Genomic DNA, 13360 nt, shown 5'->3' with positions numbered 1-13360 from the left:
CATTAAAAAGCCCCTGGATCTTTTGATTCAGGGGCTTTCGTATGAGGACACACAGAAGCAACGCGTTATCGTTGAGGTTTATCGAGGGCAAGCCTCGCTCCTGCAGAGCCATGGCCATCGCCGTCCTGTAGGAATGCGAAACGATCTGACAGCCACCGCGCTCAGAGCTTCCAGGCCCCTGCTTCGGCAAAAAACGCCCGTGCGTTGTCTTCCAGGCTTTCCAGGTGGTAGCCGCCTTCCTGCACGATCAGGCACGGCAGGCCGAGGCTGCGGATGCGTTCGCCGAGGCGGGCGAAACCTGCGCGGGTTACCGCCACTTTGCTTTGCGGGTCGAGCTCGTAGATGTCGAAACCCAGGGACAGCACCAGCACTTGCGCGTCGAAGCTTTTCACCGCCGCCAGGGCGGTTTCCAGTTGGGCGAGGAAATCGGCTTCGCTGGCGCCGTGGGCCATTGGCAGGTTGAGGTTGTAGCCCTGCCCCGCGCCGCTGCCGCGCTCGTCGGCGAAACCGGCGACGCCCGGGTAGAAGTTGGTCGGGTCGCCGTGCACCGAGACGTACAGCACGTCGTCGCGTTCGTAGAAGATTTCCTGGATGCCCTGGCCGTGGTGCATGTCGGAGTCCAGCACCGCGACCCGGGCGAATTTTTCGCGCAGTACCTGGGCGGCGATCGCCGCGTTGTTCAGGTAGCAGAAACCGCCGGCGGCTTCGGCCCGGGCGTGATGGCCCGGCGGGCGGCACAGGGCGTAGGCCGCCGGTTCGCCGTCGAGCAAGGCGCGGGCGCCGGCAATCGCGCTTTGCGCCGACCAGTAGGCCGAACGCCAGGTCAGTTCGCCCACCGGGCAGCTGCCATCGGCCAGGTAACGCGCGGCCTGGGCGAGGATGCCGCGCAGAGCGTTGGGCTCGCGGACGAAGATGTTCGACATCACCTCGTCGCCCCAGTCCTCGGGAATCTCCTTCCAGCGCTGGTGGGCTTCCTTGAGAAATTGCAGGTACGCCGCGCCATGCACCGCCAGCAGCGGTTGCAGGCCGGCATCCTCCGGTTGCAGCACCTCAAAGCCCAGGGAGTGCGCAGCCTGGACCAGGCGCTGGGCGCGCTCGGGCACTTCCTGCGGGGTGCGCATCTGGCCGCGGGAGTAATAGCTGCGCGGATGGTGCAGCAACTGTTCGGGGTGGAAAAAACTGCGCATGACCTTCTCCTTATTCGACCTGGCCGGCGCGGGCCAGCACGGCGTTGAGCAATACGTCGGTGCCCTGGCGCACGTCCTCGGGCAATACGTCTTCGGCTTCGTTGTGGCTCAGGCCGCCAACGCACGGGATGAAGACCATGGCCGTGGGGCAGAATCGCGCCAGGTGAATCGCGTCATGGCCAGCGCCACTGACGATCGATTGCTGAGCGTAGCCCAGGCCGTCCACCGCCTGTTGCACGGCCGCCACGCAGTCGGCATCGAAGGGCGTGGCCGGGCTGATCCAATGCGGGCTGATGGTCACCTTCAGCTGGCGTTGTCCGGCGATGGCGCCAAGCCGCGCGCGGACCTCCTGCTCCATCGCGGCGATGGCGCTGTCGCGGTGGTGCCGCAGATCGACGGTGAACTGCAACAGGCCGGGAATGGTGTTGCGCGAAGACTTGGCGATGCTCAGCTCACCGACGGTGGTCAGGCCCTCGGGGGCAAAGTCCGTGGCCAGGGTTTCGATCGCCAGGATCATCTGCGCGGCGCCGTAGAGCGCATCCTTGCGCAGCGGCATCGGCGTGGTGCCGGCGTGAGCCGCCATACCTTCGACCTGCACGTCGAGCCAGCGGATCGCCTGGCCGCCGCTGACCACGCCGATGCTCTTGGTGTTGTCTTCGAGGATCGGCCCCTGTTCGATATGCGCCTCGAAGTAGGCATCCACCGCCCCACCCAGGGGCCGCGTACCGGCGTAGCCGGTGGCGTGCAGGGCCTCGGCGACGCTGATGCCGTCGGCGTCGCGCACCGCCAGGGCGGTCTCCAGGTCCATGATCCCGGTGAACACCGCCGAGCCGAACATGGCCGGGGTAAAACGCGCGCCCTCCTCGTTGGTCCACACCGCCACCTCCAGCGGCTTGCGGGTCTGGATTTGCAGATCGTTGAGGCGGCGCACCACCTCCAGGCCGGCGAGCACGCCGTACACGCCATCGAAGCGCCCGCCTTCGGGCTGGGTGTCGAGGTGGCTGCCCATCATCACCGGGGCGGCGTCGGGGTCACTGCCCGGACGGCGGGCAAACAGGTTGCCGATGGGGTCGACGCTCAGGCTCATGCCGGCCTCGCGGCACCAGCTTGCAAACAGCTCGCGCCCGGCCTTGTCGTCCTCGCTCAGGGCCAGGCGGCAGCTGCCGCCACGGGCGGTCGCGCCGATTTCGGCCATGGCCATCAGGCTCGCCCACAGGCGTTCACCGTTGATCTTCAACATGCTTCGGTTCTCCGGATTCGATTAGGGTCTGTACGAAAAGTCGGCGAGCGAAGGTCAGGCAAGGCAAAAACAGGCGAGGAAGCGGAGTTTAGGGGCCTAAATGAGCATTCCGAGCCTGTTTTTAACGCAGCATGACCGAGCGCAGCCACTTTTCGTACAGAGCCGGGGCTCAAGCCATTTCCAGGCGGTGGACGGCTGCATGGCGACGGGCCAGGGCCAGCACGCAGAGCAGCGAAATGGTCGCGATCAGGCTGTAGAACAGCGCCATCGGCCACCACTGGCCGGCGAATTGATGGGCCAGCCAGGTGCCGATCAGCGGCGTCAGGCCACCGGCTACGGCGCCGCAGATCTGATAGGCCAGGGAGATCGCGGTGTAGCGCACGCGGGTCTCGAACATGCCGCTGACGTAGCCGGCGATCACCGCATAGAAAGACGCCATGCACACCACCGCCAGGGCGATGCCGAGGATGATCAGCGGCGCCTGGCCGCTGCTCACCAGCACGAACATCGGGTAGGGCGAGGCCATGGCCAGCAACGACACCAGGCACAGGAAGCGCGTGGCGCCGATCTTCTCGGCGGTCCAGGCCGCCAGGGGCTGGATGCAGAACTGGATGATCGCCACCACGAACAGGCATTCCAGGATCAGCGAGCGCGGCAAGCCCAGTTGCTGAGTGCTGTAGGCGATCATGAAGGTGTTGGTGAAATACACCCCGGCGATGCCTAAGGTGTTGGCGCCGATGCACAGCAGCAGCGGACGCCAGGCGCTGTGCAGCACTTCCATCACCGGCGCCTGTTCCTTGCGCAGATTCTTCTGCGCCTGCTCGCGGCTGGCGAGGAATTCCGGCGACTCATTGACCCCCAGGCGAATCGCCAGGCCCACCACCAGCAACAGCGCACTGGCGAGGAACGGCAGGCGCCAGCCCCAGTTCATCAGGTCTTCTTCGGGCAGGCGGGTGACCGCGCTGAAGGCCAGCAGCGACAGGATCAACCCCGCCGGGCTGCCCAACTGCGCAAAGGAAGCAAAGAAGTTGCGCCGGCCCTTGGGCGCATGCTCGCCAGCCATCAACACCGCCCCGCCCCACTCGCCACCGACGGCGATGCCCTGGACGATGCGCAGCAGGATCAGCAGCACCGGTGCCGCCGCGCCGATCTGTGCATAAGTCGGCAGCAGGCCGATGCACACCGTGACCACGCCCATCATCAGCAGGGTGATCACCAGGGATTTCTTGCGCCCGATACGGTCGCCGATATGGCCGAACACGATGCCGCCCAATGGTCGGGCGAAGAAGCCCACGGCGAAGGTGCCGAAGGCCGCCATGGTGCTGAACAGTTTGTCGTCGGAGGGGAAGAACAAGGCGCCGAACACCAGCGCCGCGGCGGTGGCGTAGATGTAGAAGTCGTACCACTCGATCATGGTGCCGATAAAGGCGGCGGCGGCCGCACGGCGCGGCTGGGGCGAAGCTGAAGGCTTCATGGATCGTGCTCCTTTGATTATTTTTCTGGCAGGAGAGAACGGGAACGCAGAGGCGCTCTGGCGGCGCCTGTCTGGGAGGGATTTATCGTCGCGGGCCTATAATTAGTCAATTTTCTATTTATTATGCTGATTATTACTTCTACTTATTATCAGCCCTGTCCTTCGACCCAGAGCCCCGCGCCATGTCCAACCGCCTGCCCGACCGCCTGCTCAACGACCGCCTGGACTGGAACCTGCTGCGCACCTTTCGGGTGATCGGCCAGGAGCTGAGCATCAGCCGCGCGGCCGCTCGCCTGCACCTGACCCAGCCGGCGGTGAGCCAGGCCCTCAAGCGCCTGGAGGAACAGTTGGGCCGCCAGTTGATCGCCCGGCGCGGGCCACGTTTTGCCCTGACCGAAGTCGGCGAGCAGATCTTCCACCTGGCCGGCGAAATCTACGGGCAGATGTCCCAGGTCAGCGGCGTGCTGGAGCAGCCGGCCGATGAGGTGATCGGCAAGGTGCGCCTACTGATGATCAGCCGGATCTTTTCCGCGCGTTTCGATGACTTCCTCGCCGACTTCCACCGCCAGCATCCGCGGGTCAACCTGGAGATCGAGGTGCTGCGCAGCTCGGACATCGTCAGCGCCCTGCAGGAAAAAACCGCGACCCTCGGCCTGAGCCTCAACCGCCGGCCCCAGCCGCGCCTGGAACAGCGGCTGTTCCTGCGCCAGCGCTATGCGTTTTTCTGTGGCAAGCACCATGGGCTGTTCGGTCAGCAGGACGTGTCCGAAGGCGACTTGCAGCGGGAGAATTTCGTCAGCTTCACCAGCGACCAGATCGGCGGCATGCTCTCGCCGCTGACCATCTTTCGCGACCAACAGGGTTTCAGCGGGCGCATCGTCGCCTCGTCGCCGAGCCTGGAAGAAGTGCGGCGCCTGGTGATCGCCGGCTACGGTATCGGCTGCCTGCCCGAGCATGTGGTGGCGGCCGATGTCGAAGCCGGGCTGCTGTGGCGCCTGCCTCCCGACGAAGGCATCGCCGACGTCGACATCCATCTGCTGTGGAACCGCGAACAGCGCATGAGCCGCGCCGAGACAGTCTTTATCGAGGCCTTGCAGGCCGGCCTGGGCGCTCAGTAACCCTGGGCCCTGTCCACCTCGTTCAACAGCGGCTCGCCGGCTTGCAGGCGCCGCAGGTTGTCCGCCACCTGCTCGGCGATGCAATCGTGGGAGGCCGCCGAGGCCATGTGCGGGGTGAGAGTGACCCCGGGGGTGCTCCACAACGGATGATCGGCCGGCAGCGGCTCCTGTTCGAACACATCGAGCAAAGCGCCACGCAGTTGGCCGCTGGCCAGGGCTTGGCGCAAGTTGTCGAGGTTGAGGTGGCCGCCGCGCCCGACATTGACCAGCGCCGCGCCATGGGCCAGCCGGGCAAAGCTGTCGCGCCCGAGAATGCCGCGGGTCTCGGCGGTCAGGGGCAGCAGGTTGATCAGCAGTTCCACTTGGTCGAGAAAGGGCTCCAGTTGCCCCGGCCCGACGAAGGTTTGTACCCCCGCCAGGCACTTGGCGCTGCGAGCCCAGCCGCGCACGTCGTAGCCGGCGGCGGCCAGGTCGAGGGCGATGGCGCTGCCCAGGGAACCCAGGCCCATGACCCCGACCTTGAACTGCCGCGCCGGCCGTTGCAGCGGCCGCTCCCAGTGCCGTTCGCGCTGCTGCTCCAGCACCCGGTCGAAGCCGCGGTGATAGTGGATCACCGCCCAGCGCAGGTACTCAGTCATGCCCTGGCGGTGGCCCGGGTCCACCACCCGGCACACCGGCAGGTCCGGGCACGAAGGGTCGTGTTCCAGGTGGTCGATGCCCGCCGCCACCGAATGAATCACTTGCAGGCTGGGCAAGCGCCCCAGGCTGCCGGCGGGTGGAAACCAGCAAGCGGCGACCTGCGCCTGGGCGGCACGCGGATCGTCGGCCAGCACCGCCTGCACCTGTGGCGCACAACGGGCGAAGGCAGCCTGCAATTGCTTGAGCAACAGGCGGTCACGGGACAGCAGCACCACGAGGCTCATGACAGATAGGACTCGCGCTGGGACTCGATCAAGGTCAGGGCGGCCTCCCAGGCCAGCTCGATGATGTGGTCGGCGTCGTCGCGTTCGAACTGTTCGGCGGTGTGGGCGCAGACCTGCGGCGACGGGTAGTTCAGCTCGCAACCGCCGGCCAGCGCCTGGACCTGGGCCTGGCAGGCACGCTCGAGAAAATGAATCTCCTGGAACGCATGGGCGACGCTGGCACCGCCCACCAGCAGGCCGTGGTTACGCAGGATCATCGCCTTGTGCGGGCCAAGGTCGGCGATCAGGCGCTCGCGCTCGTCCAGGGACAGGGCGATGCCTTCATAGGTGTGGTACGCCAGCTTGCCGTAGAACTTCAGCGCGTGCTGGCTGATGGGCAACAGCCCCTGTTTCTGCGCGGCCACTGCGATGCCGGCGGCGGTGTGGGTGTGGATCACGCAGTTGAGGTCCGGGCGCGCCATGTGGATCGCCGAGTGGATGACGAAGCCGGCGGCGTTGACCCGGTGCCCGGCGTAGTGCGGGTCGACGATGCGCCCCTCCTGGTCGATGCGCACCAGGTCGCTGGCACGCATGCGGTCGAAGATCACCCCGTAGCGGTTGATCAAAAAATGATGCTCGGGCCCTGGAATGCGCAGAGTGATGTGGGTGTCGATCAGGTCGGTCATGCGAAAGTGCGCGACCAGTCGATACAGGGCCGCCAGCTCGCAGCGGGCCTGCCATTCAATCGGGCTCATGTGTTCGGGTTTGCTCACGAATACACCTCTTTGGCAGCGTGGTGGACAGTCGGGTTGGCGCGCAGCCGGGCCAGGCCGCAGACGCCGATCAATGACAGGGCCGACAGCAGGCTGAAGAACATCGCCAGCGGCAGCCACTGTCCGGAAAACTGGCTGGCCAGCAGGGTGCCGATCAGCGGCGTGCTGCCACCGGCGACCGCGCAGGCCAGTTGGTAAGCGATGGAGATCCCCGAGTAGCGCAGGTGCACCGGGAAGGCCTGGGTCATGTAGCCGGCGATCACCGCGTACAGCGCCGAGAGAATCACCACCGCCAGGGCGATGCCAAGGGTCATCAGCACAATGTTCTGGGTGCCGACTAACAGGAACATCGGGTACGGCGTGGCCATGCACAGCAACGCCACCCACTTGAGGAAACGCCCTTCGCCGATACGCTCGGCCAGCAGCGCGGAGACCGGCTGGGACAGCAGCTGGATGATCGTCACCAGGAACAGGCAATCGAGAATGGTCGCCCGGGAAATGCCCTGGTACTGGGTGACGTAGGTGATCATGAAGGTGTTGGTGAAGAAGAAGCCGGCCGAACCGATGGTCACCGCGGCGGCGGCGAACAGGATCTGCTTCCAGCAGCTGCGCAGCACTTCCATCACCGGGTACTTGGCGGTTTCGTTGTTGTCCCGGGCCTTGGCGAACTCCGGCGACTCGTGCACGCCGGAGCGGATCATCAGGCCGAACATCATCAGCACGCCGCTGGCGAGAAACGGCAGGCGCCAGCCCCAGTCGAGGAAGTCCTGCTGGTCCAGCCCGGTCACCAGGCGGAAGGCGATCAACGCCAGCAGCAGGCCGGCCGGGCTGCCGAGCTGGGCGAAGGAGGCGTAGAAGGTCTTGCGTTTGGCCGGGGCATGTTCGCTGGCCATCAGCACCGCCCCGCCCCACTCGCCGCCCACGGAAATGCCCTGGATGATGCGCAGCACGATCAGGCTGATGGGCGCCCAGATGCCGACGCTGGCGTAGCTGGGCAGCAAGCCGATGCCGGTGGTGGCCAGGCCCATCAGCGCCATGGTCACCAGCAGCATTTTCTTGCGCCCGAGGCGATCGCCGAGGTGGCCGAACACCATGCCGGCCATGGGCCGGGCGATGAAGCCCACGGCGAAGCTGCCGAAGGCTGCCAGGGTGCTCATCACCGGGTCGCTGCTGGGAAAGAACACCTGGCCGAGGACCAGGGCCGCGGCCGTGGCGTAGATGTAGAAGTCGTAGAACTCGATGGTCGTGCCGATAAAGGCCGCCGCCGCGGCTCGGCGCGGCTGAGGAGTGCTGTGCATGCAAGGACCCTGTGTATTTGTAGTTTTGGGCAGGTGCGGAAGGCTGATCACGCGGCGCTCTCTGGCGCTTGTGGGCTTTATCGCCGTCATGCCAGGATTAGTCAATTTTCAAATCCTTATCTTTGCTATTAGCACCGCTACTACATGGAGCCGCCATGCCCGCACCGCTCTCCACCTCCAACCCCTGGGTCGGTCGGCGTTTCCTCAACGATCGCCTGGACTGGAACCTGCTGCGCACCTACCTGGTAATCGGCCAGGAAGGCAGCATGAGCCGGGCCGCCGCACGCCTGCACATCACCCAGTCGGCGGTCAGCCAGGCCCTCAAGCGCCTGGAGGAACAGCTCGATTGCGTGTTGATCGCGCGCAGCGGACGGCGCTTCGAGCTGACGGAAACCGGGGAGGAAGTGCTGCGTATCGCCACCGATATCTACGGCGATATCTCGCGCCTGGGCACGGTGCTGGAGAGCCGCAACGACGACGTGGTGGGCAAGATCCGCATCCTCACCGTCAGCGGTGTGCAGGCGCCGCATTACGACGAGTTCCTCGCCGATTTCCATGAGGCCCACCCGAAAATCGAGCTGGAAGTCGAGGTGATGGGCAGCTCGGACATCATCAGTTCGCTGCTGCAAAAGACCGCGACCCTGGGGGTCGGGCTGTGCCGCCTGCCACAACCCAGGCTGGAACAGCGGGTGTTGTTTCGCGAGCGGTATGCCTACTTCTGCGGCCAGCGCCACCGGCTGTTCGGCCAGCAGGACCTGAGCCTGCAACAGCTGGCCAACGAGAACTTCGTCAGCTTCACCAGCGACCAGTTGGGGGGCAACCTGTCACCGCTGACGCTGTTTCGCGACCAGCAGGGCTTTACCGGCAAGATCGTTGCCTCCTCCACCAGCTTTGAAGAGATCTATCGCCTGATCTGCGCAGGGTTCGGGATCGGCTGCCTGCCGATCCACCTGGTCAGGCGGGATGTCGAGCAAGGGCTGCTCTGGCGTTTGCCGCCGGACGAGGGCGTGGTGGATTTCGATATCCAGCTGCTGTGGCACCGGGAGCAGAAAATGAGCCAGGCCGAAACCCTGTTCCTGGACAGCATCCAGCACATGCTCAGTATTCGTGAGCAGGTGCCGGACAGCCTGATGTTCAAATGACTCAGGCGTGGGGAACGTCCGGCCCCTTGCCAGGGCTGGCGTACTGCGGCTTCAGGTGGCCTTGCTGATCGAGCAGCCAGGCATCCATGACCTGACGAACCACGGGGCCCGCGACCCGACCGCCGGCCTCGCCGTTCTCGATCATCACCGCTACCACGATCTGCGGGTGCTCGGCCGGCGCGAAGCCGACGAACAAGGCATTGTCACGATGGCGCTCGCGGGTCTTGAGACGGTCGTAACGCTCGCCCTGTTTGATCGCCACCACCTGCGCCGTACCGCTCTTACCGGCGATGCGGTATTGTGCGCCGGCCGCCGCGTCGCGCGCGGTGCCCCGGGGCGCGTGCATCACCATCTGCATGCCGTGGCTGACCAGGTCCCAGTCGACCGGGTCCTTGAGCCGGATGTTCGGCATCGGGTGTTCGTCCACCGGCGCCACGCCATCGACGGTCTTGGCCAGATGAGGGCGATTCCACACGCCCTTGTTGGCGATCAGCGCCGTCGCCTGGGCCAGCTGCAGCGGCGTGACCTGCATATACCCTTGGCCAATGCCGAGAATTACCGTCTCGCCAGGGAACCACGGCTGACGCCGGGTGGCGCGCTTCCAGGCCTGGGACGGCATCAGTCCCGACGCCTCCTCGAACATGTCCAGGGAGACTTTCTCGCCCAGGCCGAACATCGCCAGGTAATCGTGCAGGCGATCGATACCGAGCTTGTGCGCCAGGTCGTAGAAGTAGGTGTCGTTGGAACGCATGATCGCCGCGTCCAGGTCCACCCAGCCGTCGCCGCTGTGGTTCCAGTTCCGGTATTTGTGGTCGACGTCCGGCAGTTGGTAGTAACCCGGATCGAACACTCGGGTCGAGGCGTTGACCACCCCGGAGTCCAGCCCGGCGATCGCCACCTCCGGCTTGATGGTCGAACCCGGCGCATACAGGCCGCGCAGCACCCGGTTGAACAGCGGCCGGTCGATGGAGTCGCGTAACGCGCTGTACTCCTTGAAGCTGATGCCGGTGACGAACAGGTTAGGGTCGAAGCTCGGCTTGCTGACCATGGCCAGCACTTCGCCGGTCTGCGGATCGAGGGCCACCACCGATCCGCGACGGTCGCCCAGGGCCGCCTCGGCCGCCTCCTGCAACTTCACGTCGAGGCTGAGCACGATGTTTTTCCCAGGGATCGGATCGGTGTGCTTGAGCACCCGCATGACCCGGCCCTGGGCGTTGGTTTCCACCTCTTCATAGCCGACATGGCCATGCAGTTCGGACTCGTAGAAGCGCTCGATCCCGGTCTTGCCGATCGACTGGGTGCCGCGGTACTCCACCGAGTCCAGGACCTTGGCTTCCTTCTCGTTGATGCGCCCGACATAGCCGATGGAATGGGCGAAGTGCGCGCCCATCGGATAGTGCCGCACGAACTGGGCCTCGACCTCCAGCCCCGGCAAGCGGTACTCGTTGACCGCCAGCACGGCGATCTGCTCTTCGGTCAGCTCATAGAACAGGGTGACCGGCACGAACGGGTGGCGTGACTGCTTCAGCGCCTTGTCGAACAGCGCACGGTCTTCAGCGGGCAGGTGCAGCAGGCTGACCACCTGGTCCAGCTCGCCTTTCAGATCGGTGGTGCGCTCGCGGGTGATGGTCAGGTTGAAGCTGGGGCGGTTGTCGGCCAGCAGCACGCCGTTGCGGTCGTAGATCAGGCCGCGAGTCGGGGTGATGGGCAGCACGTGCACCCGATTGTTTTCGGAGATGGTCGAGTGATAGTCGAATTCGACCACCTGCAGGAAGTACAGGCGCCCGATCAGGGTGCAGGTGATGGCGACCACCAGGAGCGCGCAGGCCAACAGCCTTTTGTTGACCAGACGCGTCTCTTTTTCGTGGTCCTTGATCGGTATCGGTTCAGGCATTGCTACAGCTTCTCGTGGAATAGTGAACGCTGATCCGTGCGGGTGAATGTCGGTCCCTTGAAAAACGAGCTGCACCATACCAAAAACCGTCCCGGCGCTTTCATGAAGAATTCGGCCGATTCGTGATGCCCGCTCAAGATTGTTGTTCCGATTCATGCATTTTTCCGTGGGCCGGGCCTGGGGATACTGCTGCGCTGTGATCCCTATGACCGTCTTGCCACGGGCGAGACTCCGGAGCCCTTCATGCACCCTCGTTTTCAACGCCTGCTTGGCAGGAACAACTTTTCCGTCGGCCTGGAACTGCCGCTCGATAACGACTGGTCCAGCGATGGCCAACGCCTGCGCCAGATCGAAGGTCGCCCCTTCGGCATGCCGGACCTCAAGCAGCACGCAACCCTCGCCCGCCTGGCGGACCAGGCCGGCTTTCGCGCGCTATGGGTACGTGACGTACCAGTGTACGACCCGAATTTCGGCGATGCCGCTCAGGTCTTCGAAACCTTTTCCTACCTCGGCTATCTGGCCGGCATCACGCAGAACATCATGCTCGGAACCGCCGCGGTGGTCCTGCCGTTGCGTCAGCCGTGGCTGACCCTCAAGGCCGCCAACAGCATCGACGAGTTGAGCGATGGTCGCTTGCTGCTGGGGGTCGCCAGTGGTGACCGGCCGATGGAGTATCCGCTGTTCAGTGTCGATTACGCCCAGCGCGGAGAACTCTTTCGCGATGCTGTCGAGCTGTTGCACAGCCAGGGACAGGATCGCTTGCCCGAGGGCGCTCATCTGCTGCCACAGCGTCCTGAAGCCGCACCGCTGCTGGTGGCCGGGCTGGGCCAGCAATCGCCGGCCTGGATCGGTGAACACATGGACGGCTGGCTCGCCTACCCGGGCATCCCGGACGAACATCGCCGACGCGTCGCGCTCTGGCGTGAGGTCGGTGGCGACAAACCCTATATCAGCTTCGTCCACCTGGACCTTGCCGCTGACCCACATGCACCCATGCAGCGCCTGCGCTTTGGTGGCCGCTGTGGGCGCCAGGCACTGATTGAGGAACTGCAGGCCCTGCGAGAGGCAGGCGTGCAGCATGTCGGCCTGCATCTGCGCCGCAGTGAACGCCCGGTGGCCGAGGCCATCGAGGAAATTGCCGAATTCGTACTGCCGAGGTTTCACCATGCCAACTGAATACAACGCCTGGGGCTGGACCGCAGGAGCCGGCCTGGAAGGCCTTCAACTGATCCGCAAGACATTGCCACAACCGGGAGCGAATGAAGTGCTGATCGCCAATACCGCGATCGCTCTCAACCCGGTGGACTGGAAGATCATCGAGTGGGGACATGCCGATTGGCATACCGGCCGCGTGCCTGGTGTCGATGGCGTTGGTGTGGTGGTGGCCGCAGGTTCCGCGGTGACGCTGAAGATCGGTACGCGGGGGGCTTATCACCAGTCGCTGAGCCGTGATGGCAGCTTCGCCGAGTATTGCCTGCTCGATGCCGATGCGGCGCTGCCGGTTCCTGAGTCACTGGATGACGCAGTTGCCGCCAGCCTGCCCTGCCCCGGCCTGACCGCCTTGCAGGCGCTGGATAAAGTCCCCGTTGTAGGTGCACGTGATGTGCTGATCGTGGGAGCTGGCGGGGCAGTGGGTTCACTGCTGGTTCAGTTGGCGGCGCAACGTGGTTTGCGGGTGTGGGCGACGGCGTCTGCCCAGCACCATGCGCGGTTGCTGGCGCAAGGCGCGGTCGGGGTCTTCGACTATCGGGCAGGCACCTGGCAAACCGAGCTGCAATCGCGACTGGGCGAACGTTGCCTGCATGCGCTGTTCGATACCGTCAGCGGGGCTCAGGCGCGCAGGCTGGCAGCACTGCTGGGTTACAACGGGCACTTGGTGTGTATTCAGGATCGTCAGGAGGCAGCGCCATTGCCGGCGTTCAGCACCGCGATCTCACTCCACGAGGTGGCCCTCAACAGTATTCACGCTTACGGCAGCCGAGCCGACTGGCAACAGCTACGTCAGTACGCCGAGCAACTGATGAGCGGGACTGTATCGGGTCTGCTGCAACCTGCACCGCTGATTGAGTTCGACTTCAACCAACTGCCGGAGAAACTGCGGGCATTGAAGAATGGTGAGCAGCATGGCAAGTGGGTAGCCCGGCTGACCCACAACAGCCTGGGACGTTAACGCCCGCCAAGGGTGCCTTCGGCTTGAGGTAGTTCTTGAGTCGAAGCGCACTGCTCTCCGGTGACTGGAAAGGTTTTTCCGCGCGCAAAAACAAAACCCCAATTGCTTTCGCAATTGGGGTTTCGGAATTTAATCTTGACGATGACCTACTCTCACATGGGG

At 64.7% G+C, this 13360-nt stretch carries 11 protein-coding genes; 4 read left to right on the top strand and 7 right to left on the bottom strand.

Features of this window, described 5'->3' with window-relative positions:
* Positions 1-161 precede the first annotated feature (161 nt).
* From AC07PQ_RS30360 to AC07PQ_RS30350, 3 genes are all read right to left on the bottom strand, one after another.
* Positions 162-1187: a histone deacetylase family protein gene (locus tag AC07PQ_RS30360; RefSeq protein ID WP_493184276.1), complete on the bottom strand. Its 1026-nt coding sequence runs from the start codon at positions 1185-1187 to the stop codon at positions 162-164.
* A 10-nt stretch (positions 1188-1197) separates the two neighbouring features.
* Positions 1198-2427, bottom strand: coding sequence for a Zn-dependent hydrolase (locus AC07PQ_RS30355; protein WP_493184275.1), 1230 nt, complete (start codon positions 2425-2427; stop codon positions 1198-1200).
* Between the two features lie 169 nt (positions 2428-2596).
* On the bottom strand, positions 2597-3901 hold the full coding sequence (locus AC07PQ_RS30350) for an MFS transporter (protein WP_493184274.1): 1305 nt from the start codon (positions 3899-3901) through the stop codon (positions 2597-2599).
* A 182-nt stretch (positions 3902-4083) separates the two neighbouring features.
* Between AC07PQ_RS30350 and AC07PQ_RS30345 the strand changes: the two genes are divergently transcribed.
* A complete protein-coding gene (locus AC07PQ_RS30345) occupies positions 4084-5019 on the top strand; it encodes a LysR family transcriptional regulator (RefSeq protein WP_493184273.1) in 936 nt (311 codons plus the stop codon).
* On the opposite strand, the gene AC07PQ_RS30340 is transcribed toward AC07PQ_RS30345, so the two are convergent.
* From AC07PQ_RS30340 to AC07PQ_RS30330, 3 genes are read right to left on the bottom strand one after another with little or no spacing between them, the layout of a single operon-like run.
* On the bottom strand, positions 5013-5942 hold the full coding sequence (locus AC07PQ_RS30340; RefSeq protein WP_493184272.1) for a 2-hydroxyacid dehydrogenase: 930 nt from the start codon (positions 5940-5942) through the stop codon (positions 5013-5015). The two genes, AC07PQ_RS30345 and AC07PQ_RS30340, sit on opposite strands and share 7 nt — an antisense overlap.
* Positions 5939-6694 carry a class II aldolase/adducin family protein gene (locus tag AC07PQ_RS30335; RefSeq protein ID WP_007928209.1) on the bottom strand — a complete coding sequence of 252 codons (756 nt, stop codon included), beginning with the start codon at positions 6692-6694 and terminating at the stop codon, positions 5939-5941. Before AC07PQ_RS30335 ends, AC07PQ_RS30340 begins: the two co-directional genes overlap by 4 nt.
* Positions 6691-7992, bottom strand: coding sequence for an MFS transporter (locus tag AC07PQ_RS30330; RefSeq protein WP_493184271.1), 1302 nt, complete (start codon positions 7990-7992; stop codon positions 6691-6693). Before AC07PQ_RS30330 ends, AC07PQ_RS30335 begins: the two co-directional genes overlap by 4 nt.
* A 155-nt stretch (positions 7993-8147) precedes the next feature.
* Between AC07PQ_RS30330 and AC07PQ_RS30325 the strand changes: the two genes are divergently transcribed.
* The gene (locus AC07PQ_RS30325) at positions 8148-9134 is read left to right on the top strand and encodes a LysR family transcriptional regulator (protein ID WP_009044872.1); all 987 of its coding nucleotides are present in this window, start codon (positions 8148-8150) and stop codon (positions 9132-9134) included.
* Between the two features lies 1 nt (position 9135).
* Here the strand turns inward: AC07PQ_RS30325 and mrdA are convergent, their stop codons facing one another.
* Positions 9136-11028 carry a penicillin-binding protein 2 gene (mrdA, locus tag AC07PQ_RS30320; protein ID WP_007928203.1) on the bottom strand — a complete coding sequence of 631 codons (1893 nt, stop codon included), beginning with the start codon at positions 11026-11028 and terminating at the stop codon, positions 9136-9138.
* 243 nt (positions 11029-11271) lie between these two features.
* On the opposite strand from mrdA, the gene AC07PQ_RS30315 reads away from it, so the two are divergent.
* Both AC07PQ_RS30315 and AC07PQ_RS30310 read left to right on the top strand, forming a co-directional pair.
* On the top strand, positions 11272-12204 hold the full coding sequence (locus AC07PQ_RS30315) for a TIGR03571 family LLM class oxidoreductase (protein ID WP_493184270.1): 933 nt from the start codon (positions 11272-11274) through the stop codon (positions 12202-12204).
* Positions 12194-13198, top strand: coding sequence for a zinc-binding dehydrogenase (locus AC07PQ_RS30310; RefSeq protein WP_493184269.1), 1005 nt, complete (start codon positions 12194-12196; stop codon positions 13196-13198). Before AC07PQ_RS30315 ends, AC07PQ_RS30310 begins: the two co-directional genes overlap by 11 nt.
* The last annotated feature ends 162 nt before the right edge of the window (positions 13199-13360 follow it).

It is taken from the genome of Pseudomonas sp. GW821-FHT09E12, from assembly GCF_059416085.1.
The sequence above is the reverse complement of the archived record's forward strand: the minus strand, read 5'-3'. Positions and strand labels throughout refer to the sequence as shown.